The sequence below is a fragment of the uncultured Barnesiella sp. genome (genome assembly GCF_946496565.1).
GTDB classification, from domain to species: Bacteria; Bacteroidota; Bacteroidia; order Bacteroidales; family Barnesiellaceae; genus Barnesiella; species Barnesiella merdigallinarum.
Map to the genome: position 1 here is coordinate 126,384 of NZ_CAMMHD010000004.1, position 24,670 is coordinate 151,053.

17 protein-coding genes are annotated in these 24,670 nt (G+C 53.5%); 8 read left to right on the forward strand and 9 right to left on the reverse strand.

What is annotated here, in order from left to right; all coding sequences use genetic code 11:
* The first annotated feature begins 6 nt into the window (after positions 1 to 6).
* Complete coding sequence (locus tag Q1K76_RS03510; protein WP_087408565.1) at positions 7 to 2,037, forward strand: M13 family metallopeptidase; 2,031 nt, start codon at positions 7 to 9, stop codon at positions 2,035 to 2,037.
* A gap of 71 nt (positions 2,038 to 2,108) precedes the next feature.
* Here Q1K76_RS03510 and bla read toward each other — a convergent pair whose 3' ends face one another.
* A complete protein-coding gene (gene bla / locus Q1K76_RS03515; protein WP_300131098.1) occupies positions 2,109 to 3,026 on the reverse strand; it encodes a class A beta-lactamase in 918 nt (305 codons plus the stop codon).
* A 615-nt stretch (positions 3,027 to 3,641) separates the two neighbouring features.
* Here bla and Q1K76_RS03520 point away from each other — a divergent pair.
* From Q1K76_RS03520 to Q1K76_RS03545, 6 genes are all read left to right on the forward strand, one after another.
* Positions 3,642 to 6,782, forward strand: a complete 3,141-nt coding sequence (locus tag Q1K76_RS03520) for a SusC/RagA family TonB-linked outer membrane protein (RefSeq protein ID WP_298663897.1) — start codon at positions 3,642 to 3,644, stop codon at positions 6,780 to 6,782.
* Positions 6,783 to 6,808: 26 nt separating this feature from the next.
* Entirely contained in the window at positions 6,809 to 8,566 is a 1,758-nt protein-coding gene (locus Q1K76_RS03525) for a SusD/RagB family nutrient-binding outer membrane lipoprotein (RefSeq protein WP_298663895.1), read from the forward strand.
* A gap of 20 nt (positions 8,567 to 8,586) precedes the next feature.
* Positions 8,587 to 10,515: an Ig-like domain-containing protein gene (locus Q1K76_RS03530; protein WP_300131101.1), complete on the forward strand. Its 1,929-nt coding sequence runs from the start codon at positions 8,587 to 8,589 to the stop codon at positions 10,513 to 10,515.
* A 123-nt stretch (positions 10,516 to 10,638) separates the two neighbouring features.
* Positions 10,639 to 14,400 carry a LamG-like jellyroll fold domain-containing protein gene (locus Q1K76_RS03535; RefSeq protein ID WP_300131104.1) on the forward strand — a complete coding sequence of 1,254 codons (3,762 nt, stop codon included), beginning with the start codon at positions 10,639 to 10,641 and terminating at the stop codon, positions 14,398 to 14,400.
* A 221-nt stretch (positions 14,401 to 14,621) separates the two neighbouring features.
* On the forward strand, positions 14,622 to 15,560 hold the full coding sequence (locus Q1K76_RS03540; RefSeq protein ID WP_300131141.1) for a tRNA-dihydrouridine synthase family protein: 939 nt from the start codon (positions 14,622 to 14,624) through the stop codon (positions 15,558 to 15,560).
* Positions 15,561 to 15,756: 196 nt separating this feature from the next.
* On the forward strand, positions 15,757 to 15,993 hold the full coding sequence (locus tag Q1K76_RS03545) for a DUF2007 domain-containing protein (RefSeq protein ID WP_087408559.1): 237 nt from the start codon (positions 15,757 to 15,759) through the stop codon (positions 15,991 to 15,993).
* Between the two features lie 45 nt (positions 15,994 to 16,038).
* Here Q1K76_RS03545 and Q1K76_RS03550 read toward each other — a convergent pair whose 3' ends face one another.
* From Q1K76_RS03550 to Q1K76_RS03580, 7 genes are all read right to left on the reverse strand, one after another.
* On the reverse strand, positions 16,039 to 17,577 hold the full coding sequence (locus tag Q1K76_RS03550; RefSeq protein WP_255376497.1) for a Na+/H+ antiporter NhaC family protein: 1,539 nt from the start codon (positions 17,575 to 17,577) through the stop codon (positions 16,039 to 16,041).
* Positions 17,578 to 17,743: 166 nt separating this feature from the next.
* Positions 17,744 to 18,652, reverse strand: coding sequence for a hypothetical protein (locus Q1K76_RS03555; protein WP_087408558.1), 909 nt, complete (start codon positions 18,650 to 18,652; stop codon positions 17,744 to 17,746).
* A gap of 16 nt (positions 18,653 to 18,668) precedes the next feature.
* Entirely contained in the window at positions 18,669 to 19,121 is a 453-nt protein-coding gene (locus tag Q1K76_RS03560) for a DUF6108 family protein (protein WP_298663887.1), read from the reverse strand.
* A gap of 11 nt (positions 19,122 to 19,132) precedes the next feature.
* A complete protein-coding gene (locus Q1K76_RS03565) occupies positions 19,133 to 19,597 on the reverse strand; it encodes a hypothetical protein (RefSeq protein ID WP_300131108.1) in 465 nt (154 codons plus the stop codon).
* Entirely contained in the window at positions 19,587 to 20,096 is a 510-nt protein-coding gene (locus tag Q1K76_RS03570; protein WP_300131110.1) for a sigma-70 family RNA polymerase sigma factor, read from the reverse strand. Before Q1K76_RS03570 ends, Q1K76_RS03565 begins: the two co-directional genes overlap by 11 nt.
* 174 nt (positions 20,097 to 20,270) lie before the next feature.
* On the reverse strand, positions 20,271 to 21,614 hold the full coding sequence (locus Q1K76_RS03575) for an outer membrane beta-barrel protein (RefSeq protein WP_300131112.1): 1,344 nt from the start codon (positions 21,612 to 21,614) through the stop codon (positions 20,271 to 20,273).
* Positions 21,601 to 22,158, reverse strand: a complete 558-nt coding sequence (locus Q1K76_RS03580; protein ID WP_258327372.1) for a sigma-70 family RNA polymerase sigma factor — start codon at positions 22,156 to 22,158, stop codon at positions 21,601 to 21,603. The genes Q1K76_RS03575 and Q1K76_RS03580 overlap by 14 nt, the downstream gene beginning before the upstream one ends.
* 158 nt (positions 22,159 to 22,316) lie before the next feature.
* Here Q1K76_RS03580 and Q1K76_RS03585 point away from each other — a divergent pair, with 158 nt between their 5' ends.
* Positions 22,317 to 23,075, forward strand: a complete 759-nt coding sequence (locus tag Q1K76_RS03585; protein ID WP_258327373.1) for a NigD-like protein — start codon at positions 22,317 to 22,319, stop codon at positions 23,073 to 23,075.
* Positions 23,076 to 23,204: 129 nt separating this feature from the next.
* On the opposite strand, the gene pncB is transcribed toward Q1K76_RS03585, so the two are convergent.
* Positions 23,205 to 24,407 (reverse strand): nicotinate phosphoribosyltransferase, encoded by a 1,203-nt coding sequence (gene pncB / locus Q1K76_RS03590; protein WP_300131114.1) that lies wholly within the window; start codon positions 24,405 to 24,407, stop codon positions 23,205 to 23,207.
* Positions 24,408 to 24,670: the final 263 nt, after the last annotated feature.

Here is a 24,670-nt window from a genome sequence, read left to right on the forward strand (position 1 = left end):
TGTAAAATGAAAAGAGTAATGATTTTATCGTTTGCAGCAGCTTTGATAGCCACAGGCTGTACAAACAAATCGGTCACCAAGACTCCGGGTATCGACCTGACCAACCTCGATACGACGGTGGCTTGCGGCGACGATTTCTATGAGTATGCGTGCGGCGGATGGATGCAGAAAAATCCGTTGAAACCCGAGTATGCCCGCTATGGCTCTTTCGACCAACTGCGGGAGAACAACCAGGAGCAAATCCGTCTGCTCTTCGATGAGTTGGGCAAACAGAAAGCCGAGCCGGGCAGCGTGGCCCAGAAGATTGGCGACCTCTACAACATGGGGCTCGACAGCGTGCGCCTGAACCAAGAGGGGGCCGCTCCTATTGCCGACGAGCTCAAACGCATCCAGTCGCTTTCGGGCAAAGAGGCCGTGAGTGCCATGATCGGTGAGATGCACCGTACCATGTCGGCTCCGTTCTTCGCCATCTATGTCGATGCCGATGCCAAGAACAGTTCGATGAATATCGCCGGTTGGTACCAGGCCGGTATGAACATGGGCGACCGCGACTACTACGTATCCGACGACGAGAACAGCCGCAAGATTCGCGACAGTTACACCAACTATATCAAGACCCTCTTCACCCTTTCGGGTTATACGCAAGAGGCTGCCGAGCAGGCTGCCGCTACGGTGCTGAAGGTAGAGACGGCTATTGCCAAGGCCGCTTTCACGCGTGAAGAGCTGCGTGACCCGCAAGCCGGTTACAACGTGATGACGGTTGCCGACCTGAAGAAACAGTACGACGGTCTCGACTGGGATGTTTACTTCAAGACCGTAGGTCTCGACAGCATCCAGAAAATCAACATCGGCCAGCCCCGTACGCTCAAGGCCGTGAACGAACTGCTCAAGACGCTGAGCGAGCAGGAGATGCGCGACTATCTGGCCTTCAACTGCATCGACGGTGCCGCTCCCTACCTGAGCGACGATTTCGTAAACGCCCGCTTCGACTTCTATTCCAAGACGCTGTCGGGTAAAGAGCAGATCGAACCCCGCTGGAAACGGGCTCTCAACGTGCCCAACAGCCTGCTCTCCGAAGCCGTCGGCGAAATGTATGTAGCCAAATACTTCCCCCCCGAAGCTAAAGAGCGCATGGTACAGCTCGTAGCCAACTTGCAGACGGCTCTGGGCCAGCACATCGACAGCCTCGAATGGATGAGCGATGCCACCAAAGCCAAGGCTCACGAGAAACTGAATACCTTCTACGTAAAAATCGGTTACCCCGACAAATGGCGCGATTACAGCGGCCTGACCATCGACCCGAAAGAGAGCTACTACGCCAACGTGCGTCGTGCTGCCGAGTTTGAAACGCTCTACTCGCTCAAAGACGAGGGCAAACCTGTCGACAAGACCAAGTGGTACATGAGCCCGCAAACGGTGAATGCCTACTACAACCCCACCTCGAACGAGATTTGCTTCCCCGCCGGTATTCTGCAACCGCCCTTCTTTAACTTCGATGCCGACGATGCCGTGAACTACGGTGCTATCGGTGTGGTTATCGGTCACGAGATGACTCACGGATTCGACGACCAGGGCCGTCAATACGACAAGGATGGTAACCTGAACGACTGGTGGACGCCCGAAGATGCCGAGCAGTTCAACCAACGGGCCGAGATTCTGGCCAAACAGTACGACAATATCATCGTGCTCGATACGGTTCATGCCAACGGTCACTTCACGCTGGGCGAGAATATCGCCGACCACGGTGGTCTGCGTGTAGCCTACACGGCATTCCGCAATTCGCTCAACGGGGTAGAGCCTGCCTTGATCGATGGCTTCACTGCCGACCAACGCTTCTACCTGTCGTATGCCAACCTGTGGGCCGGCAACATTCGCGATGCCGAGATTCTGCGTCTGACCAAAATCGACCCCCACTCGCTGGGCCGCTGGCGTGTAAACGCTGCCCTGCGTAATATCGATACCTTCTTCAAGGCATTCAATATCAAAGAGGGCGATCCCATGTATCTGGCTCCTGCCGATCGGGTAATCATCTGGTAATCATCCGAGATTGAGATATGGCAAAGGGCCTGCCGACAATCGGCAGGCCCTTTGTGTTTTGTGATGGGGCTTTATCGGGAGAGTTGATTCGCGGTGGCGGTGTCGTAGACGATGCGGGCAATTCGGGCAATGAGGGCGGCGTTGGTGGTTTCGCTTTCGCGGGAGTCCTTCACCAAGACGACCAGGAAACAGAGGCGGCCGTCGGGCAGGCAGAAGAAGCTGGCGTCGTTGTCGGCAATCGTCAGGCCATCGGGCAACTGTCCCGAGCTGCCGGTCTTGTGCCCCAGAACAATCTCCGGGGGAAGGCCTGCCCTGATTTTATTGAGCCCTGTCGAGGTCTCGACGAGGGTCGTGCGCATGAAGCGGGTATGCTCCTCGTTCAGCAACGAGCCGTCGAGAATCTTTTGCAGCAGTTGTACCACCGACGAGGGGTGGGCCCAGTTGCGATAGCAGGCGGGTATATCGGCGTGCATCGAGGCCTCGGTCTCGGCGAGGTCGTACCCTGTGATGCCCGCCCGGTCGATACAATGCTTTATCGCCCCGATGCCGCCGGCATAGTCGATGAGGATGTCGCAGGCATTGTTGTCGCTCAAGGCTAGGGCATAGTGCAACAGGTCGGCATACGAGATGCGAAAGTTGCCCGAGGGATAGAGTCCGAGCAGCGGGCTGTAGGTGTCGCGGTGCATTTGGGTAGAGTCGATGGTCAAGGCTTCGTCGAGCCGGGTCCCCTCGGCCTCCATGCGTTGCAGGGCAGCCACGGCCACATGCAGTTTGAATACACTCATGAGCGGGTAGCGCACCGTGTCGTTGAGGGCAAAGTCGTCTCCGTCGATTGAGCAGGCTACACCCACCGTCGCCTTTTTGTCTTGCAAGAGCGTTTCTATTTGTTGCCGGGCAGCCGTAGCCGCCTCGGGCGAGAAGGTTCGGGCCGATACTCCGGCACTCCAGAGGGCTGCTGTTGTGATGAGAATTACAGTTTTTTTGAACATGAAGCGGTATCGATTATTGAGAGGCATAAAGATAGGTCAAACTCGCCTGTCACTGGGGGTGGGTTAGCCATATTTAACAAAAGCAGGCGATGGAATTTTTAATACCACAGCGGCGGTTGAGGCCGAACTTTTTGCCTGTCGTCGGGCAAACGGGTGTCGCGGGAGGAAGAGCGGGGGTGTCTGTATTATGGGAGTTCTGTCTTTTTTGAAGATGAAAAGCAAATTTTTTTTTTAGATATTTTCAATAGTATAAATTATATGAATATCAGTAAATTATTCTTGCTTTTACTACCTGTAAAATTGATGAATATTAAAAGTACGGAAGGAAATTAAACAAATAACACTAGGGAAAAGAGTCTGTTTAGGGTTAATAACATAGTGTAGTATGTGAAAAACTATACTGGAAATAACCTTTTGCATAATGATACTATGGAAAAGCAAATACCATGAACAAAGAAACCCAGAAAAGAAGAAAATAGTGGAATATAGAATCAATTAAGTATTTAAATCTAAAAAACATGAAAAAAAAATCACAAGTGTAAATTTGGGCTTTTGGTGCTCTTCTTGTCTCTTTTTTTCCCGGTTGTTGCCAGTGTGATGACCCAGGGGGCAGGAGTGGCAACAGCGAAGACAACTCAGTCGGGCAAGCATCAGATCAAGGGTGTAGTCTCCGATGAGTCGGGCGAACCTTTAATAGGCGTGAGCGTATTGGTGAGAGGAACGTCAACAGGTGCCTCTACGAATATCGACGGTGTCTATACAATCGAGGTCCCGAACGACAACGCTGTTCTCGATTTTAGTTATGTGGGTTATCAGAAAACATCACTCTCGTTGGCGGGAGCTTCTTCGTACAATGTAGTTATGAAGGAGGAGAATCGCGTATTGGACGAGGTGGTTGTAACCGCCATGGGTATATCGAGAGAATCCAAGACCCTGACGTATGCCACTCAAACGATCAAAAGCGAAGAGGTGACCCGTATCAAGGAGACGAACTTCATCAATTCACTCAAAGGTAAGAGTGCCGGTCTGACTATCGTTCCTAATAACACCGGTGCCGGTGGTGGTGCTTCGAAGATTGTACTGCGTGGTTCCACTTCGATTCTGGGTACCAACCAGCCGTTGATTGTGATCGACGGTGTGCCTATGCAAGACGGTATGGGTACGCAGGCTACCGACAACATGATTCTGGGTGGTAACCGCAGCGGCGACGACCTGCTGTCGACCATCAACCCCGAGGATGTGGAGAGCATGACCATTCTGAAAGGCCCGAATGCTGCCGCCCTTTACGGTAGTGCCGCCAACAACGGTGTAATCGTGATTACCACCAAGTCGGGTGCTGCGGGTGCCGTGAAGATAAATATCTCGAGTTCCACTTCGGTCGAGACCATCGCCATGTATCCCAAGGTACAACAGATCTATGGTATCAGCGACAACAATCAATGGTCGGCTTGGGGCCCGAAAATCGGAACCCGTTCGGCCGATGAAATCGCCTCGGCTCCCTATCTGATGAATACGGCTCGCAGTGCCGTGAAGGACTTCTTCAACATGGGTCTGACGACCAATAACGGTTTGACGTTGAGTGGTGGTACCGAAAACTTCCGTACTTACTTCTCGTACAACAATACCTATCAAACTGGTCTGCTTCCCGGAAACAAGTTCAGCCGTCACAATGTGATGTTCAAGGAGACTTTCTCCCTGTTCGACAAGCGAATCAACATCAATACCAGCTTGAACTGGATTCACCAGAAAACCGATAACGGCCCGGTTGTAGGTAAGGCGTTGAGTGCCCTCTATGCTCTGTATCGTACGCCGGCCGACATCGATATGCGCTATTTCAAACACAATTACCAACACACGGGTACGGCCGCCGATGATATCGTGAGCAATCCCCAGACCGGTAACCCCAAACTGGCCGGACAGCCGGTGCAAACCTGGTACTGGTACGACCAGTATCTGAATAACCCCTATTGGGTGACCAACATGAATAACGATGTGGCTAAACGGGATCGTTTGCTGGCCAATGTCACTTTGGATGCCAAGATTTGGCAAAACATTAAATATCAGACCCGTTTCAGTGTCGACTATGTGATAAACAACAACTTGAACGAAGAGTATGCCGGTATGTTCCGAACCGCATTTGACTATGTGGGCGGTAAATATTACTCCAGCAATTCTCGCTCGAGCGATATCTATAACGATCACATGCTTACCTGGAACGACCGTTTCGCCGATAAGATCGACATCAATGCTGCCGTGGGTACCAGCTTTACCCGTCATTATAATCGGAATACGAACATTACTACCGCTATCGATACGTGCGGTGTCCCCAATGCCTTCGTTCCTCAGAACAGCAAGCACAGCCGTCCCAACAACCCCAACGGTAGTGCCACTTCGGCCTACGACAGCTGGAACAACAACGATTGGAGTACGGCCGTTTTCGCTACGGCATCTCTCGGTTTGTTCGACAAGGTTTACCTCGATGGTAGCTATCGTTTGGAGTGGGCCCAGTCGTTCCAGCAATTTACGCAAGGCAGCGGTTACAAATCGTTCGACTACTATTCGGCCGGTGTCAACGTGCTTCTCGACAAGTTCTTGCCTCGCCGAGACTGGCTCAACCAGTTGAAATGGCGTGGCAGCTGGTCGGTTGTGGGTAACCCCATTCCCAATACCCTGTTTGCCCGTCAGTCTATTGACTTCGGTACGGGAACCGTAGGTACTCGTCCGCCGTTGTTCGACAATCCTCTGCCCGAAACGACCACTTCGTTCGAGACGGGTTTCGATGTATGGATGTTTGAAAACAAATTCAATTTCGACCTGACCTATTACAACTCTACACTTCGCAATCAGTTCCTGTATGTGACTACGGCCAATGGCGAGTCCAAGCCTGTCAATACGGGTGTGATTCGCAACTACGGTTTGGAATTCCAGGCCGCTTACCGGTGGAACATCAACCGCGACTGGCGTTGGGAAACCGGATTCAACATCGCTTGGAACGATAACCGCATCCTGGAAACTTACAAAACGGAAACGGGTGCTCCCTATGAAGTACAGATGGGCCCCAATGCCTTCAAGATTAAATATGTAGAAGGCGGCCGTTATGGCGATATTTATGTAAACTCTTTCGCTCGTGACGAAAACGGTTATATCAAGGTCAACGACGAAGGCGACTATGCCAATGCCGTTCCCGTGATGACCTCGGGCAAATATGAAACCTATGTAGGTAACATGACTTCGCCCATCAACTTCGGTTGGAACAACACCTTCACCTGGAAGAACCTGAGCCTCTATTTCTTGCTCGAGGGACGTATCGGAGGTAAGGTGATGTCGCTGACCGAGGCCGATTACGACCTGTACGGCCTCTCCGAGCGTTCGGCGCAAGATCGTCTGAATGGCGAGCGTGTGATGCAAAACGGCAAGGAGTATGTCCTCAAGGAGTTGCCCGACGGTTCGGGTCGCAAAGTGTCGGTAGAGAACTACTACATGACTATCGGTGCATTCCCCATGGAAGACCACGTTTACGATGCAACCAGCGTGCGCATGCGCGATATCTCGTTGAGCTACGACATGCCTAACCTCTTCGGCAAGCGACAAGGCATGACGGTGCAATTCTCGGTAAAGAACGCCTTCTTTATCTATAAGAATTCGCCCGTCGATCCCGACATATCGGTATCGGCTGCCAACGGTTACTCGGGTATCGACTGCTACACGTTGCCTACGACGCGCAGTTTCGCTTTGACTTTGAAGTTTGATTTATAATGAATTTGGGTTTAAATAATATCAAGATGAGAAAAACAATATATGCAATCGGATTCTTCGTGGTTGAATCCGTATTTTCAGTCGGTCTTTTCACTTCTTGCGGCGACCGCTTTCAGGAGGAGTATCCCTGGATGATCGGACGTCAGGAAGACATGGACAACGCTAATGAAGAGGGTGCGGGTGCCACCGATATTACCGTGCTCGAACAAGAGCTTCGTGGAGCCATCCCCTATATGATCAGCTACACCAAGGGCGGTAGCTGGCAACCTCATGCCTATCAATACCAACGGTCCAACAATATCGACAACTACGCCGGATATTGGACGACGACCAAAGGTACCTTCGCCTTCGGTGGCGCTCTGCCTACGCTTTACACCTATCCCAACGACTATCTGGGTGGCCCGATGGATAACTCGATTTTTACACAGTCGTACAATGCCATTCACCATGCCACCGAGTTGGGCAAACCCGAATGGCGTGCCGTTGCCCTGATTATTCAAGCCTATCAAGGTCATGAAATCGTCGATTTCTATGGTGCCGCACCGTTTAACGATTGGCGTAACCTGCAACGTAATCCGCCGTTGACCTATGAAAAAGGTGAGGATATTTACGCACAAATCTTCAACGACCTCGACGAGGCTATCCGTATTTTGAAGGAGCGTCAGCCCTCGCGTGATGAGATTGCCAAGATCGAAGACTTGACCATCAGAACCCTGTCTAATGGCGACTGGCGCATGTGGGTGAAGTTTGCCAACAGCATCAAGATGCGTATGGCCATGAACATCGTGAAATACGATGCCGGTACGGCACAGCAGAAATTTGAACAGGCTGTAACCGACGATATCGGAGTCCTCAGCGAGACCGATGCCCGTGACATCGCCTACTATCAAGAGCAAAATGCCTGTTCGTGGTATGTACTTGGCAACTCGTGGAACGATATTCGCCTGGGAGCCTCGTTGGAGAACATTCTCAAACGCTGCAATCACCCCTTGCTTACCCGCTGGTTCGATACCAACGCCTATACGATTAAAGACAAGTCGTCGGGTATTGCCGCTCCCATCGATGTGTATGGAGTTCGTGCCGGCATCAACATGCGTAACAACAATACCACCGGTAAGGACAAGGGCGGTTACGGTCCTTTTGCCACTCTTACGGGTGAGTTCCAATATATGCACCAGCCCTTCTTCAAACGTACCGAGAGCCTGTTCCTGATGGCCGAGGGCGCTCTGAGAGATTGGAATACGAGAGGCCGTACGGCTCAGGAACTTTACGAAGCCGGTATACGCCTTTGCTTCCAGGAAAACGGCATCACCGACGAGTCGGTAATCACCCAGTATCTGGAGCAAACCGAAGTGAACGATGTGGATTACGTCGATCCCTATAATGGAGAGAACAATATCGCCGGTCGTGTGAACGTGTGCGTAAAGTGGAACGAAAGCGATGACAATGAGGTGAAACTCGAAAAAATCATTACGCAAAAATATATCGCCAACTTCCCCATGAGTGCCGAGGCGTGGACGACCTTCCGCCGTACGGGTTATCCCCGTCTGTTCCCGGTCAAGGTGAACAACTTGAAAGACCAGAATGTCGATACCGAGTTGCAGTTGCGTCGTATCCCTATTGTAGAAACTACGAACAATACGTTGGAAATCGCTTCGCTCGTACAGGCTCTTGGTCAGCCTAACTGGGGTGGTTCACGTGTCTTCTGGGATATTGCTAACGAAACTCGTGGCGATCAGAGTCCCGATAACGAATATTTATTGGTAGTACCGCACAACTTTTAATCTATAAATCTTTAGGAACAATGAAACGATATAGCATTATATTATTTTTGGCTCTCTTCTTTGGCGTTACCATTTTCTCTGCCTGTGAAGAGGAGGCCACGCTCGATGGTGCGACCGAGGTGTATATCACCCTCAATCCCACGGACATCTCTTTGCGGGTAGGCGATACGGTGAAGATTTCGGCCAAGGTTACCAATGTGAGCGGAAAAATCATCAATACCCCCATCGCTTGGTCGCTTGCCGACGAGACTGTAGCCAAGCTGTTGGGCGATAGCGCTATTGTAGCCGTTAATGGTGGACAGGAGAGAGAGACGACTCTGAAAGCTACGTTGGAAAATGGCAAGTATGCCATTACCTCGGTTACCGTCTTGCGCAACCTGCCCGAAGGGGTGACTTGTGTCGCCAACGACAGCACTATGCCCGAGATGACCACTAAACAAAGTTACAACATGCTGCACGACTCGGTTATGTTTGCCGTTTCGCCCAAGACCTTGCTGTATGATTATGAGCCCCAGGTTACACTCGAGGGTGTTACGGCTTATGACCCCATGACTACCATCAATTACGAGAAAGGTATTGTAACGGTTCACTTCGTTTCGCCTCGTGAGTCGGGTGAGGGAAAAGTAACCGTCACGCTGGGTGACGCCTCGACGGCGAAGTCGGGCTCTTGTACAATTACGATAGCTCCTCAAATATTCGCCACATTCTACGGCGAAGCCTATGCCAATATGCCTTACCTGGAGACTCGTCCCGGTAAGGAAATCCTGCCGATGTATTTTGCCTATACCTACGAGAAGGAGATGGATATAAATACGTCTGACACGATTCGCATTGCCATGAACGTGCAGTCGGGTTTGAAGGAAGACATCGAGAATGCCTACAGTGCCTACCGTTGGGAAATCGCTTCGGGCAGCTCGGTTGTGATTACCAGCAAGACCAACGAATATGTGGAAAACGAAGGTTTCGATGCCGTGCTTTCGGTGCGTGCCGGTGTAGAAGAGGGTGATACCGAGATTCATTGCATAACTCCCGATACGGTATTCGTTGCCACCTTCCGGGTGAAAGATTTCAAGACCCGTTATCCGGTCGACGAAATTACCGTCGACAAAGATCCCATCTCCATGCCTGTGGGGGGTACCGTGCTGTTGACAACGGGTGTAATACCGGCTACTTCTTATGCCTATCATAAACCGGTGGTCAAGGCTGCCGATCCTACCAAAGTTTCCGTAGGGGCATACGATGGCAATATGATTACCTTGCGAGGCCTTGCCCTGGGTGAAACCGAACTGATTCTTACCTCCAACGGTAAAGAAAAACGAGTTCCGGTAACCGTTACCGAGGGCATCCACTCGGTACTGTGGGTTTCGGGTAATGCCCGTACGCTCTTTGCCGGCCAATCGGTACAATGGGCTATCGACGCGAAGACCCTCTCGGGTGGCGACAACCCCTATGATGTCACGTGGAAATCGACGAATCCCGAAGTAGTTAAGGCCGAACAGACCGGCAGCGATAACAAGCATGGTACGATTACGGGTCTTGCCGTTGGTTCGTCCGATGTGACGGCCGAGGTTGCCGGAGTAACGTCTGATGTCGCTACGGTACAGGTGATTGCATTGCCGGTAGATCTGAATCTGACGGCTGCCGATATCGATCAACAGAACTCGGCTATCTATGACGAATCGGGTAATCTGGTAGTGCTTGTAGCTCCTACATCGGGATACAGCCTGATTACGCTGACCCTTCCTTATAATGGAGGCAGCAGCTACGATGGTCAATACTCGCTTGCCGGTGCTACCCTTAACATCGATGGCGCTGAAGTTGAAGTGACGTCGGGTAGTTTGACTGTTGCCACGTCGGCCGGACAGACGACCGTATCCTACAACCTTTCGGGTAATGTAGGCGGTAAGGTGTTCTCGATCGAGGTCGTTGATATACCGGTATTGCTCTAAGTAAAAAAGGTTTGGGAGGGAAGGGAGTATGAACTTATACTCTCCTCCTTCTCAAATCGCTTGATAGTAAGGAAAAAGAAAACTGAGATTACATAATTCATTATTAACCTAAAAACAATTTCCATGAAAAGAAATCTATTTTTGTTTTCCGGAATCTTGGCTCTTTCGCTCACGGCCAATGCACAAGAGTTGAAAGAAGAGTACATGACATGGCCCAATAGCCAAGGTCTTGGAGAGTATGCTTCCCAATGGACTCCGGGAGAATACCTGTTTGAAGATGAAAACTTTTACATCTCGCGTGTGAAACCCAAAGCTCGTTTCCGCAATGCCAACACGCAGATTAACGAAACATTGACCGAAGAGACCGACAAGAACCTGGTGTTCTGGGTTCCCATAGGTACCGCTTCGGGAGGTAACCCGAATGCACGGCCTAACGGCAAGTTCGATTCCGAAGTATTTAGTATGTGGTCGTATGTTACCCACTATGGCAACTGGACCGCTCCGCAAGGCTGGGTGCCCGGTGGTTTTGCCGATGCCGCCCATAAAAACGGTGTAGGTGTTTCGGGTGTGGCCTCTATTCCCTGGGGTAGTTTGTCGTCCGATTGGGCTACCGCTTTGGATAACATGTCCAAGAATGCGACCATTCGTGAGAAGGTAGCCAAATTCCTTCACTATCACGGTGTAGATGGTCTCGGTTACAACTCGGAGTTCAACACTTCGAATACGACGATGCTGTCTAATGTGCGCGCTCTGAACGAAGAGGTACACAAATATTTGACCGAACAAGGAAACCCCGTAGCCGAGAACTTCTGGTATGATGGTACGAACGATAATGGTCAGATCAATTTTGACCAGGGTCTCGGTTCTCACAACAACGAAACCTTTGGCGATGGAGAGCACATCCGTACGTCACTGTTCTTGAACTACAACTGGTGGGGAACTCCGTTGAGCACGTTCAATACGGGTACGATCAATAGCCAGGCTCCCGGCCGTAGCTTGCTCGACTTGTATGCCGGTTTCAACATGCAGGGTGGCGACCCCTCGACTTGGACGTTGCTCGAGGACTACAATGTTTCTATCGGTTTGTGGGGCGCTCACGATTTCAACATGTTGTGGGCCGACCGTGCCAACTATGGCAGTACCGATATGTCGAAACAGTTGGGTTATCAAAATGTAATCGAGCAGTTCTTCTCGAACGGCCGTCGTAACCCGATTGACAAGATTGCGGTATTCGATCGTGGCAGCCACCACCCCAACGAAGGCTGGTTCGGTATGTCGGCCTTTATGACCGCTCGCAGCTCGCTCAGCTGGGATTTGGCCACCGAGCCGTTCATCACCTATTTCAATCTGGGTAACGGTCAGTTCTTCAACTGGATGGGCGAACGTCAGAACGACAACGAGTGGTACAACATCGGTGTACAAGACTATCTGCCTACCTGGCGTTTCTGGTTTGCTTCCGAGTTCTTGGGCAAAACGGCCGACAAGGTGGTTGCCAATGGTCTGGATGCCAAGTTTACCTTCGACGATGCTTATGTAGGCGGTTCGTGTCTGCGCATCTTCGGTTCGGCAGCCGATGAATATCTGCACCTCTTCAAGACGGCTTTCACGCTGGCTTCGGGCGATAAGATTACGGTTCGTTACAAATTGATCCGTGGTCAGGCCGACATCAATCTGGCTCTCTCTGCCGTTGGTGACGAGACCACAATTCTGCGTGAGTCTGGTTTCAAGGTATTGACGGTTGCCGATAGCGAGGCCGACGACGAAATGTGGGTAGAGAAGACCTTTACAATCAGTGGTACTTTGGCTTCGCTGGCCAACCGGAATATTGCCATGGTTGCTCTCCACTTTGAGAACGCCGAGAATCTGGAACTCTACTTGGGCGAATTCTCGATTACGCGTAACGAGATGACTACTCCTGCCGCTCCTGTCATCAAGATAGCCAAAGTGCTGGCTTCTCACTACAAGGGCGTAGATGCCAAGGTCATCTTCGAAATGAACAATACCAAGCCTCTGGGCGAGCCGGTTTACAACCTCGATGTAAACGCTTCGATGTTCAAGCTCTATGCTCAACAAGAGAATGAAGAGCCTATCTTTATGGGTATCACTACGTCGTGGGCCGGTATGTACTATTCGATTCCTACCAACTTGCAGGGTTCTGACCGCATCCGTCTGGGTGTTGCTGCCGTTTCGGTCGACATGAAGAGCGATTCCGAAATCTCCTGGAGCGAGTATATGGATATGGGTGAGTACACGACGACCGACGACATTCAAATCGACAAGACGACAATCAAACCGAACGAGAGCTTCGAAATCTCTTACGTCGATCCTCGTCACGATCCTGCCGACTGGAAACTGCTCAACAGCGACGGCGAGACTGTAAAACAAGCTACCAATACGACGGTATTCTCGGTAGAAGACGGTATCTCTGAGATTGGTGGTTATGACCTGCAGGTAACTTGCAACGGTCAAACATCTACTTTCGGCTACTATGTACAGATTACGAGCGAGTCCGTAGGTGCTCTGCCCGAAATCTATACGCTGACGGTTGACGGCGAAGAGACTTCGGCCGCCGAAGTGAAGGTAGACCTCGACCAAACGCTCACACTGGGTTATACCGGTAGAAAAGCCGATGGTGCCTCGTCGCGCGGTATCGAAATCAACGACAGCTGGATTGGCGGTAACCTGAATGAAGCAGGTATCGTAGGTGGTAAATCCTTCTCGGTATCGGCTTGGGTTCGCTTTACTACGTTGCCCGAGTCTTCTGCCTTCTTCAGCATCGAGAACCGTGCGGGTGGATGGCCTGTAAACAACTGGGGTTGGATGTGGTCTAACATTACCAGCGAAGGCCGGGTTACCGCCTATACGGTTCGTGGCGACGGTAATGCTTCTCCGGTTGCCGTGAACTATACCTTCCCCAATACGATTGTATCGCCCAATGCTTGGAACCATGTAGTTCTTACCTTCGAGTATAACGATCAAGGTCAATTCCGCTCGCTCTTCTACCTGAATGGTGTTCTGCAAGAGTCTACCTGGACCTACGGTTCTTCTGCAAGTGGAAAAACCGAGGATTGGGTTCCCAAGGCAAGTTACGATGTTTCGGCTTCCGACTGGTTCTGCTTCGCCGGTGGTCGTGGTGAACAACCGGTTACCAACAACGGTATCGTTGACGACCTGTTGATTTGGGACGGTGGCATGACTCAAGAAGAGGTGAATCAAGTGAAAGCCGGTCTCGATGCTTCTGACCTGCCCGACAAGGTAATCGCTTACTGGGATTTTGAAACCGATGCCAACGACCAGAATTATTTCTTGTCGAAAGGTTCGAAAGAGGGTGCAAAAGCCTGCTCGTTCAAACTGGTAGCTTCGACGGCTCAAGGTTCGGGTGTGCAAACTCCGCAAAGACCGCTCTACATCTCGGGTTGTCCGTTTATTGCCGGTACTGCTTTCCAGGTAGAAACTCTCCCGACGTGGACTGCCAAACGTGGCGAGCTCTCCGAATCGACCGGTACCGATACCGAAGGTTCTACGAAGCTGACTTACAGCAAGAGCGGTGATTATACCGTTACCTTGACGCTTGAGAATACGCTCGGCTCAGACACGAAGTCCTATCCGGTATTCCTGGTTGATCAGAAAGATGCCGTAGAAGATGGCGTAGCCGATGAGATGCGCACCTATACGGTTGAAGATCTCCTCTTTGTAGAGTTTGCCGAAGCCGGTGCTTATCAAGTAGGCGTATACAATGTTTCGGGTATGCTTGTGGCTCAGGAAGAGGCTACGGTAGCTGCCGGCCAGCACATGAGCATTACGCTCGGGGCCAAGGGCGTTTACGTGGTTAAGGTGATGAAAGAGGGTAAAGTGGTTCGCACGGTTAAGGTGCTGAATCGCTAAGCCGATAATGCCTTTTCCCCGACGGGTGTCCTGGCTTCGGAGCCGGGTAGCCGCGGGATAAGGCCATAAAGTCCAAGCGGGGGCTGTGTCGTCGTAGACGATGCAGCCCTCTCTTTTTGTATCCGGGTGCATGGGGCGGGAGATGTGAGCGGGCCGTTCGATAAGTGTGCCGTATAATTTTGATTTCTATTCGGCTTGTACTACTTTTGTCCATCATGTCATTGCCCGTCTGTTTTGCCCCGTTGCAAGGGTATACCGATGCGGTGTACCGTTGTGCCCACGCCTCGCTTTTCGGTGGGGTGGCTGCCTTTTACACGCCGTTTGTCCGCATCGAGAAAGATGATTTTCGCCGGAAGGATTTGCGCGATATTGCTCCCGAAAATAACCGGGGTATGACGGTGGTGCCGCAGTTGATAGCCTCGCAGCCCGACGAGTTGTGCCGGTTGGTCGACGGTATAGCGGCCTGCGGGTATCGGCGTATTGACCTCAATCTGGGGTGCCCGTTTCCCATCCTGGCGAAGCGGCACAAAGGGTCGGGCATCTTGCCTTTCCCCGACGAGGTGGAGCGGCTGTTGCGCCCGCTCGAGGGGTATGGCGGGATAGATTTCTCGGTGAAGATGCGGCTGGGGTGGGAGAGCCCCGACGAGTCGTTGCGCCTGTTGCCGCTGCTCGAGAGCTCGCCGGTGCGACAGATTACGCTCCACGCCCGGGTGGGGCGGCAGCAGTATAAGGGTGAGCCCGACCTCGACGGCTTTGCCTGGTTCTACGAGGCGTGTCACCTTCCGCTGGTCTATAATGGCGACTTGACTACGGTCGAGGCGATGAGGAGCATCGAGCAGCGCTTCCCCCGGCTCTCTGGCCTGATGGTGGGGCGGGGATTGCTGGCTCGTCCCTGGTTGGCCGAGGCCTATGCCGGCGACGGAGCGATGCCGCCCGATGGTTACGCCCGGGTGGCCCGGCTGCACGACCAGGTGTTCACCCGCTATGCCGGGGTGTTGCAGGGGGTGTATCAGTTGCTCGCCCGCATGGCTACGTTTTGGGAGTATCTGTTGCCCGACGTGGACCGGCGGTTGAAGAAGCGGGTGTTGAAGGCGCGGTCGGTCGAGGAGTATACCGGGGCGGTGCAGAATCTGTGGCACTCGTTGGAAGAAAACCGGTAGGCGGGTAGGGATTTTTGTGCGGAGGGGCGTTATATCTTCAAAATCATCAGGCAGGTGTCGAGGCGTTGTTCCGGCGAAATTCCCGGCTTTTATTTGTTTTTGCGTTTTTCTTTCACTATCTTAGCCAAAAAGGAAGCCGTTTGGGCTTGTCGCTTTGTATGCCGCCTATTTGTAACACTACCTAAAACGCTCCATTATGGAAAAAGAGATTGTGTTGTATCGTACGTTCGACTCGTCGGTCGAAGCGAATATCGTGAAAGATGTGTTGGAGACAAACGGTGTGCCCTGTTTCCTGTCGAACGAGATTTTCTCGAGTGTGCTGCCGCTGACCAATTCGTCGGTGGGGGCCATCCGGCTCAATGTCTTTGCCGAAGATGTGGACAAGGCCGACATGATTTTGAGCAGCACGACACTCCCCGAGAGTAAAGAGTAACTGTTTTTTCCCGAATTCTTTCTGCTTGTTTTGGACGCCGCGTGCTTACCCCACGAGCACATGGCCGGCATCGGGTGCACCCTTGACCGTTTCGCTCGCTTTGGGGGCGAATTGGGCCGCAATACCCTGTTTTATCTTGAAGCCGGTGATTGCTACGAGTATCGACATGAGGGGGCTCAGCAGGTTGAAGAAACAGTAGGGCAGGTAGGTGAGCGTGCCTACACCCAGCACGGTAGCCTGGGTCATGCCGCACGAGTTCCAGGGGATGAGCACCGAGGTGACCGTCACCGAGTCTTCCACCGTGCGGCTGAGCAGCCGGCTCTCCAGCCCGCGGTTGTGATACAGATCCTTGAACAGATTGCCCGTGAGGATAATCGACAGATACTGGTCGGCCGTGCAGGCGTTGAAGAAGAGGCCGGCCCCAACGGTCGAGCATACGGCGCTCTTGGGCTTGTGTACGAACCGCACGAAGAGGTTGGTGATGCTGCTTATCATGTGGCTGGCCGACATCACTCCCCCGAAGCACATGGCGCAGATGATGAGCCAGATGGTGTCCATCATGCCCCGCATGCCCCGGGTAGCCACTAGCGCGTCGATTTCGGGGTGGCCCGTCGAGAGGGCGGTGCTGCCGAAGACCGACGTCATCAGGGCCTTGAAGCCGGTGGCGAAGTCGAGGGTATCGCTCTGGGCGATTTGCAGCAGAACGTGGGGCTGGAAAATGAGTATGCAGATACCGGCCACAACCGACGAGATGAAGAGGGTGATGATGGTCGGTAGCTTGACTACGATCAGGATTCCGGTGATGAGAGGCACCAGCAACAGCCAGGGCGAGAGGTTGAACTTCTGGGCCAGTGTGTCGGCAAAGAGGGCACTCTGGGCGCTGTCGGTGTGGCTCATCGTCAGTCCGGCCACCGTGAAGATAACGAGGGTAATGACTATCGACGGCACGGTGGTAACCAGCATGTAGCGTATGTGGGTGAAGAGTTTGGTACCCGTGGTCGACGAGGCGAGCACGGTGGTGTCGGAGAGCGGCGAAATCTTGTCGCCGAAGTAGGCCCCCGAGATGATGGCGCCGGCAATCCATCCGGTGTCGAATCCCATGGCCTTGCCTATGCCCAGCAGAGCCACACCTATGGTGGCGATGGTGGTCCAGGAGCTGCCCGTGATGACCGAGACTATGGCGCAGATGATGCAGCACGAAGCCAGGAAGAAGCGCGGCGAGAGGATGTGCAGGCCGTAGGAGATGAGCGTAGGCACCACGCCGCTGAGCATCCAGGTGCCCGAGATGGCCCCGATGAGCAGCAGGATGATGATGGCCGGGGTCACCTTCTTGATGTTTTTGGCCATGCCCTCCTCGAGTACGCTCCATTTGTAGTTATACAGTCCCATGGCCAGGGCCACGCATACGGCCGAGGCGACGAGCAGCGACACTTGGCTGCCGCCCATCAGGGCATCGCTCCCGAAGATGGGGATGACCATGGCCAGCAGGGCCACCAGTACGACCAGCGGGATGATAGCGATGAGGGGCGCAGGTATTTTGGTTTTCTCGTTCATGTCGGTTTTATTCTGATTTCGTTTGCAAATGTAATAATAATGCAAATATTAGCGGCTGTTTTTCGGGAATATTTGAATATATACACGTATTTTTATCGTATTATATAATAAATATACATTTATATGTAGAAAAAAGACCGAACAGAAACTGACGGTTTCTATCCGGTCGGGGTCGTATGAGTATGAATGTCGTGTATCAGAAGTGGAGCATCACGCCGGCCGAGAAGCTGCGCATCTGGGGACCACGGCTCTGCTGCAAGACGTTGAAGGGCGAGAGCTTCACGTAGAAGCCGAAGGTACCGTATCCGCCCTGGGCCATGATGTCGAGGTTGATGGGGTTGGGCTTGATGCCCTTTTCGAAGAGTTGTATCTTCTGGCCGTCGGCGGTGGTATATTTGGTTTTGGTGCTGCTGTAAGTCTTGATGCCAATGACGGGACCCAGCGAGAAGAAGATGGGGCCGTGCAGGAATTTGTGGGTTTGCCACTCGAAGAGCAGAGGCACGGTGAGGTCGACGGTCTTCAATCGCGAGAAGTCGAGGTCGGCACCCTCGGGGCAGGGCACGACGCTTATTTTCCCCTCCTGTTTGACGAAGTAGCGGTTTTCGTTCATGACGTAGTTGCGCCAGTCGATACCCAAGCCGGTGACGAATCCCCAGTTGTTGCCGCTGATGGGAGTATAGACGGTGATGAAGTTCCAGAAAATTTCGAACGAACCCGAGAAGTCGAGCGAGATGCCGTTGGGGTTGTTGAGGAAACGCATGCCGTTACCCATGCCGTTGCAGAAGCCGAAGCCTACGCCCGACCAGTGCGGGTCGAAGCGCTTGCGTTTCTTCGCCTTGTTGCCTGTGATGAGGTCGGAGAAGGGGAACGCTACCGACTCGGAGAGTTCCCACGAGGTTTGCCGTTTGCCGTCGGCGTAGCGCGACTCGTAGAATTTCTGGTAGGGTGTATCCCCTTCGAAAACCTTGACCGATACGATGTCGGCCGAGTCTTTGATTTGAATCTCTTTTTGGTTGAAGTAGACGGTGGTGTCGCGTTCGATGTCGGCCGCCACGACAGGCAGGGCGAGCAGGAGCGCAGGCAAGAGCGTAAGAATAGGTTTCATATCGATATTGTTTTTTTTATTGTTTCTTGTTGATAAAGAGTTTGATGAGTCGGTCGAGCTGCGTGTGGCCCTCGAGGTAGATGAGGGTGGCATCGTCGGGCGACAGCTTGCGGAAGAGGATAAACCGGTTCTCTCCGCCCGGTGAGGCCGGGGGCAGTTGGTAGTAGCCGGCTATGGTGTTGTTGCCCGATTTCACCGTTTCGCTGTTGTTGGCCTTGGAGCTGTCGGCCCGCACGGCCGCTTCGAAGAGGGCCACGTCGTCGGGGCGGTCGGTAATGGCGATGCTGCGGAAGAGCGAGAGGTGGTACTCCTTCAGTTTATCCCCCTTGATGAGGACGACAACCGCCTGCTTGTCGTGGTTGTACTGCCCCGCGAAGAGGGGGGCGATGGCCAGACCTTCCTGAGCCTGTGCAACCGATGTGCCGACGAGCAGCAGACAAGTGATGAGTATTTTGTATAACCGTTTCATAACGAGCTTGTTTAAGGTATGGATTCGAGGGGTGAGAAGATGGCGTCGAGCTGACTCTCTACGGCGACATCGGTCGAGGCAAACTGCGATACCGACTGTTGCATCTGCGAGATTACCGCTTCGGGGTCGGTCTGTTTTTCGCCATAGACATAGGCTACACAGGTATCGCGTGGTGCCGTGGTGTAGTAGACGATTCCGCCTCCCAGCATCAGGGCTATGCAGGCGGCAGCCGCCCAGACCCGCAGCGCGTGGTGCCGGGTGGCATGCACGCGGGGAGCCGTCTGACGCCGGCCCATCTGGGTGTAGGCGAGTACGGCCCGGGTGTCGTCGTAGCGGTCGTCGGCCTCTCCCGAGAAGAGGAACTTTCGCAACTCCTCCTCTTCGTGCAGCGAGGTTTCGCCGGCGTAGTATCGCTCGATGAGCTGCTCCCAGTCGTGAGGGGTGTGGGTGCTGTGTGTCGATGATTTACCGGTCATGGTCGTATTGTTTTTTATATTGTTCGCGTATGGTCTTGCGGGCTCTCGACAGATTCATGCGTACGGCTGTCGGCTGCATCTGCAGCTCTTGGGCAATCTCTTCGATTTCGAGTCCGCGGAAGTCGCGCATCTCGAGTATGGTCCGCTGGTTCTCGGTCAGGGCACTGTCGATGAGTTGCCGTACTGCCTTGAACCGCTCGGCTACGGCGTCGCTCTCGGCAGTCGTTTCGTCGTCGCAGCTATCGCACTGGTCGGGGTCGTACTCGGTGAAACGGGACTTTTGCCGGGCCCGGTCGATGCAGAGGTTGCGGGTGGTGGTGACCGTCAGGGCCGAGGCTTCCCGTTCGTCCCGAATCTTGTCCCGCAGGGGCCACAGGCGGCAAAAGGCATCCTGTATGGCATCGGAGGCGTCGTCTTCGTCTTGAAGAATGCGGCGCGACATCGACAGCAGATTGTCTCGCAAACGCGTGAAAGCCGATAGCAGCGGTTCCTGTTTCATTGTCGGGGTTTGAACGACTTGGGTTTCTCTTTTTGTTTTCTGTAAATGTAACGAAAGGCAATCGGCTTTGTAACAGAAAAAGCGGAAAAATTTTTATCGGTCGGGCGATGACGGGGCACAACGGGGGCGGCCGCTATGACGCAGCTGGCGATCCTGTCGTTGATGAACAGCTGGTTAGAAGTCGAATCGCAGACCGGCCTGCAGATTGAGGTTGAAGGGTTTCTCTTTGCGGATGGTCGAGACCTGCGACCCGTCGTCGAAGTAGTAGGCCACGCCCGGTTCGGCGTAGAGGTTGACGTGAGGCGCCAGCTTGAGGGTGATGCCGACGGCTGCCGATACCGACCATTGCAGCGGGTCAATGCTCAGCCGCTCGTCCTGATTGAGCGACGGGCGGTCGTTGGCTTCGTAGTGCGACGACAGGCTGCCATAGATGCACTTCTCGGCCATGCCGCCCCCGATGACATAGAGGTTGAAATAGCGCTTGCGCAGAAAATTCCATTGCAGTTTCAGGGGGATACCCAGGTAGTGCAACTGCTGTTTCTGCGTGTAGTAGGCGGCATCGCCGGCCATGAGGTCGGAGGCGAGATAGGTATATACCAGTCCCGTTTCAAGGGCGAGAGCCGGGTTGAGCGACTTTTGCACCGTGACACCCACCGAGATGGGGAAGTGGTGCTTCACGTCGGTGGTAGGTTGGGCGTTGATATTTTGCAGCATGATTTGCTGGTAGGGTGATGCCGATGCCTCCTTGCCGTTGGGCGTCACGCCCGTTTCGGGCGAAGGAAGGCTGGCCATCTCGGCCGTAGCGTAGGGGGCCAGGTTACCGAATCCGCTGCGGTTGTCGGCGGCGGTAATAAGGCTGTTGCCCAGCGAGAGCCCCACGGTCCAGCTTCCGCTTGTGCGGGTCTGTGTGCGGGCCGGGCGGTAGGCTGCCTGTTCGCTCTCGCCCGAGCGGGGGTAGAGCGAGTAGCCTTTGCGCGTACGCGGCGATGGTGTTGCCGGTTGTGCCGGTTGTTCATGGGCTTCTGCCTCGTAGCCCGGTTGGCCGGTTGTGGAGGTGGTGTCGGGTATGACCCGTTGTAATTCGGCTATCGGTTCGCTCTCCGCTGTCGGCAGGGAAGCGGCGGGAGTGACAGGCCGACGGGCTGCCCGAGCCGTGTGGCCGTTTGCCGGTGATTGGGCTTGGGTATAGAGCGGTGTTGCCGGGTTGGAGGCAGAGGGCTCGTTGGAGAGGGCGGGGGTGGGTTGGCCCGTTGTTGGACGGTCGGCTTGAGCCGTTTGCAGCGGAGTCTCGTGGGCGGGTATTCCCGGCGAGAGATATTGCAGCCCGACGAAGCATCCTATCAGAATGGCTGCACAGGCCGCGGCAGCCCACAGCACGGCCCGCCGGCCCACGCGCACCCGGGGGGCCAGCTCTTCGCTCAGCCCCTCCCACACCTCGGGCGGGGGCGTGACCGAATAGTGGTCGAGCTGTTTTTGCCAGCTCTTTCGCCAGTCGTTACTGTTTTTATTCGTCTCCATGTTGTGCCAAATATCTTTTTATTCGACTCATCAATAAGGTGCGTGCCCGGTATAGCTGCGACGAGGAGCTTTTCTCGTTGATATGCAGCAGGCGGGCAATCTCCTTGTGCGACTTGTTCTCGAACGTGTAGAGGTTGAATACCGTGCGGTAACCGTCGGGCAGCTCGGCAATGAAGCGGAGCAAGACCTCGGGGGCGATTTGTTGCACCAGGCCGTCGTCGGTCGAGTCGGGATCGGCCACCTCGGGAGCCTCGTCGAGGTCGACATCGAAATGCTGCGCCTGTTTCCGCGCCTCTTCCAGCGCCGTGTTTACCATGATGCGGCTCAACCACGCTTTCAAAGAACCCTCGCCCCGGTAGTCGAACTTGTCGAGCGAGGTGAACGCCTTGAGGAATCCGTCGTGAAGCAGGTCTTTGGCCGTCTCGCGGTTGCCGGCGTATCGGATACAGAGGGCAAACAACTCGCCGGCATACCGTCGGTAGAGTTCGGCTTGCGCCGAGGGCTCCTTCTGCTTGCAACGCGCTACCAGCTCTGCTTCGTTCATGGGGTGAATCCTGTTATTGAATAAATGCAACGATGTAAAAATACTGCATGGCAGGCGATAGAAAAATTGTTTTTCACTTTTTAACAGTAGCCGGTGCAGTATTTGGAGGTCGTGCCCGTTTATCCCATAAAAGCGAATAAAATTAAATACAAGAAGATATGAAAATGAAACACATGCTGTGGACCGGATTGCTGGGTGTAATCCTGTCGTGCGGGTTGACCTCCTGCGGCGATGACGAAGATGGTTATTACGTGCCCTATTCCTATGCCGTGGGCGATATGGTGGTCGAGGAGGGACACTCGCCCTATATCCTGCTCGATGATAAAAAGACCATGTTCCCCTCGAACGGCGACCGGTTGCCGAGTTACCTGACCAAGAACGGCAAGCGGGTGATTGTCAACTTCACCTTTCTCGACGGGCAGCGCGAGGGGTACGACTACTACATTGTGGTTAACGACATCGACTCGGTATTGGTGAAGAATGTGATACCTATTACTCCCGAAACGACCGACAGCATAGGCAACGACCCGATGAACATATTGAGCATGTGGACGAGCGAAAAGTACCTGACGGTACAGTTCGAAACGCGCGGTCTCGGTAGGGAGAAGCACATGATCAATCTGGTGCGCGACTATTCCGAAGCCGCCGCGCTCGACGAGGAGGGCTACCTGCACCTCAACTTGCGGCACAACCGCATGGACGATCCCGACCTGGACCATTTCCTGTGGGGGGTAGCTTCGTTCCGCATGGACGATATAAAGCGTGAGTTCCCCGACATAAAGGGGTTGAAAATCGAGGTTCGCACGCTGCATGACGGTACCCGCGACTACACCTGCGACTTCGACTATACCGTAGGTTCCGGCTCTACAACCACCGGGACCAGCGAGCGAAGTCTGACCGCCACCTCGGTACGATAGACAGAGAGTAAGTAAGAAGATAGTGTGGCACGAGGGGTTGTGACGGAACGCAAGTTCACGTACACAACCCCTCGTTGTATCTATTCTGCGCTATCTGGGATAACAGGGGGGAATCCGATTCTCCCCAAATTATTTCATATGCAGCGCCTCCATGAACCGGGCAATCACCTCGGCATTACCCGTGTGCTTGCCGTCGTCTTCGCTTATCTTGCAGGTGTCGTTGTAGAACGACCACGATTCGGTGATTTTGGCCGCAATGAGCTTGATGACGATGTTCATCGGTTTTATGCCGTCGAAGTCGTTGGTAAAGTGGGTGCCTATCCCGAACGAGGGTTGGCAGTAGTCCCGGGCATACTGTTGTATCTCGATGGCCTGCTGGGTATTCAGGGCGTTGCTGAAGATGATTTGCTTGCTCTTGGGGTCGATGCCCAGCGAGCGGTATTTCTCCACAATCTTCATCAGCTGCTCGTAGTTGTTGCCGCTGTCGATGCGCAGCCCTTTGAAGAGGTTGGCAAAGTCTTCCGAGAAGTTCAGGCTGAAGATGTTCCACCCGAAGCTGTCGTAGAGGAAGGTACCCAACGCCCCGCGGAAGGTGTTGCGCCAGTAGTCCATGGCCATGTGGTTGGCCATCTGCGGACCGAACATGCCCCCTATGGCACAGATAAATTCGTGAGCCATGGTGCCCACCGGCAGCAGGTCGTGCTTCATGGCCAGGTATACGTTGCTGGTACCGACAAACCGGCCCGGCCATTGCTGGCTGTGGTCGCACGCTTTCAAGGCACGCACCACGGTATCTTCGCTCTCGAACGAGGCCCGGCGGCGGGTACCGAAGTCGCTGAATACACACCCGGCCTCCAGGAGCCGTTTGCCTTTTTCGCTGGTTTTCGTGTAGTACGCGTCGTAGTCGAAGTGTTGGTTCTGGCCGGTCATGGCGTAGTAGAGTTCCGAGATGATGGCCAGCAGTTTTACCTCCAGCAGAATGGTGTTGGCCCAACTGCCTTCGATGTCGACATGCAGGTGCCCCTCCTCGTCCTGACGCACCTTCACCCACTCGTGGTTGTAGCGGAAGCCCTTCAGGTAGGTGTAGAACCAGGTGGGGATATAGCGGCACTGCCGTTTCATAAACTCGATTTCTTCGTCGGTGATGATGACCGAGTCGAGCATCTCTATCTGTTCGCTCAGAGCCTGGGCAAATCCGGCCGGATAGACGGTGTTGTCGCGGTCGGTAAAGGTATATTTCACCTGTGCTCGCGGGAAGTTGTCGATTACGGCACAGCACATGGTAAACTTATACAGGTCATCGTCGGTAAAGTGGGTGATGATTTGTCGCATGACGAAAAGATTTTAGCGTTGTATTCAACCAATGTCTGTTACAAATATAGCGAAACTCGCCCGATTTCGGATGGATTTAGGAAGAATAATGTAAACTATTGGGCTTTCAGGGAGATACGCAGCATTATTCCGCATTTGTAAATGTGTGCTTTGAAGCCGTTTTTTGAATAGTTAAGCGAAAAAATTGCTACCTATCCGTTGCCCATTCCAGTTGTATGGAGTTATTTGAAAATCCTTTCTGCTCCGACCGTAAAGAACGCAGT

Excerpts from the sequence above, each read along its gene's own strand:
- Q1K76_RS03510 (WP_087408565.1), top strand. The coding sequence starts at position 7 with ATGAAAAGAGTAATGATTTTATCGTTTGCAGCAGCTTTGATAGCCACA.
- bla (WP_300131098.1), bottom strand. The coding sequence starts at position 3,026 with ATGTTCAAAAAAACTGTAATTCTCATCACAACAGCAGCCCTCTGGAGT.
- Q1K76_RS03525 (WP_298663895.1), top strand. The coding sequence starts at position 6,809 with ATGAGAAAAACAATATATGCAATCGGATTCTTCGTGGTTGAATCCGTA.
- Q1K76_RS03530 (WP_300131101.1), top strand. The coding sequence starts at position 8,587 with ATGAAACGATATAGCATTATATTATTTTTGGCTCTCTTCTTTGGCGTT.
- Q1K76_RS03535 (WP_300131104.1), top strand. The coding sequence starts at position 10,639 with ATGAAAAGAAATCTATTTTTGTTTTCCGGAATCTTGGCTCTTTCGCTC.
- Q1K76_RS03545 (WP_087408559.1), top strand. The coding sequence starts at position 15,757 with ATGGAAAAAGAGATTGTGTTGTATCGTACGTTCGACTCGTCGGTCGAA.
- Q1K76_RS03555 (WP_087408558.1), bottom strand. The coding sequence starts at position 18,652 with ATGAAACCTATTCTTACGCTCTTGCCTGCGCTCCTGCTCGCCCTGCCT.
- Q1K76_RS03560 (WP_298663887.1), bottom strand. The coding sequence starts at position 19,121 with ATGAAACGGTTATACAAAATACTCATCACTTGTCTGCTGCTCGTCGGC.
- Q1K76_RS03565 (WP_300131108.1), bottom strand. The coding sequence starts at position 19,597 with ATGACCGGTAAATCATCGACACACAGCACCCACACCCCTCACGACTGG.
- Q1K76_RS03570 (WP_300131110.1), bottom strand. The coding sequence starts at position 20,096 with ATGAAACAGGAACCGCTGCTATCGGCTTTCACGCGTTTGCGAGACAAT.
- Q1K76_RS03575 (WP_300131112.1), bottom strand. The coding sequence starts at position 21,614 with ATGGAGACGAATAAAAACAGTAACGACTGGCGAAAGAGCTGGCAAAAA.
- Q1K76_RS03580 (WP_258327372.1), bottom strand. The coding sequence starts at position 22,158 with ATGAACGAAGCAGAGCTGGTAGCGCGTTGCAAGCAGAAGGAGCCCTCG.
- Q1K76_RS03585 (WP_258327373.1), top strand. The coding sequence starts at position 22,317 with ATGAAAATGAAACACATGCTGTGGACCGGATTGCTGGGTGTAATCCTG.
- pncB (WP_300131114.1), bottom strand. The coding sequence starts at position 24,407 with ATGCGACAAATCATCACCCACTTTACCGACGATGACCTGTATAAGTTT.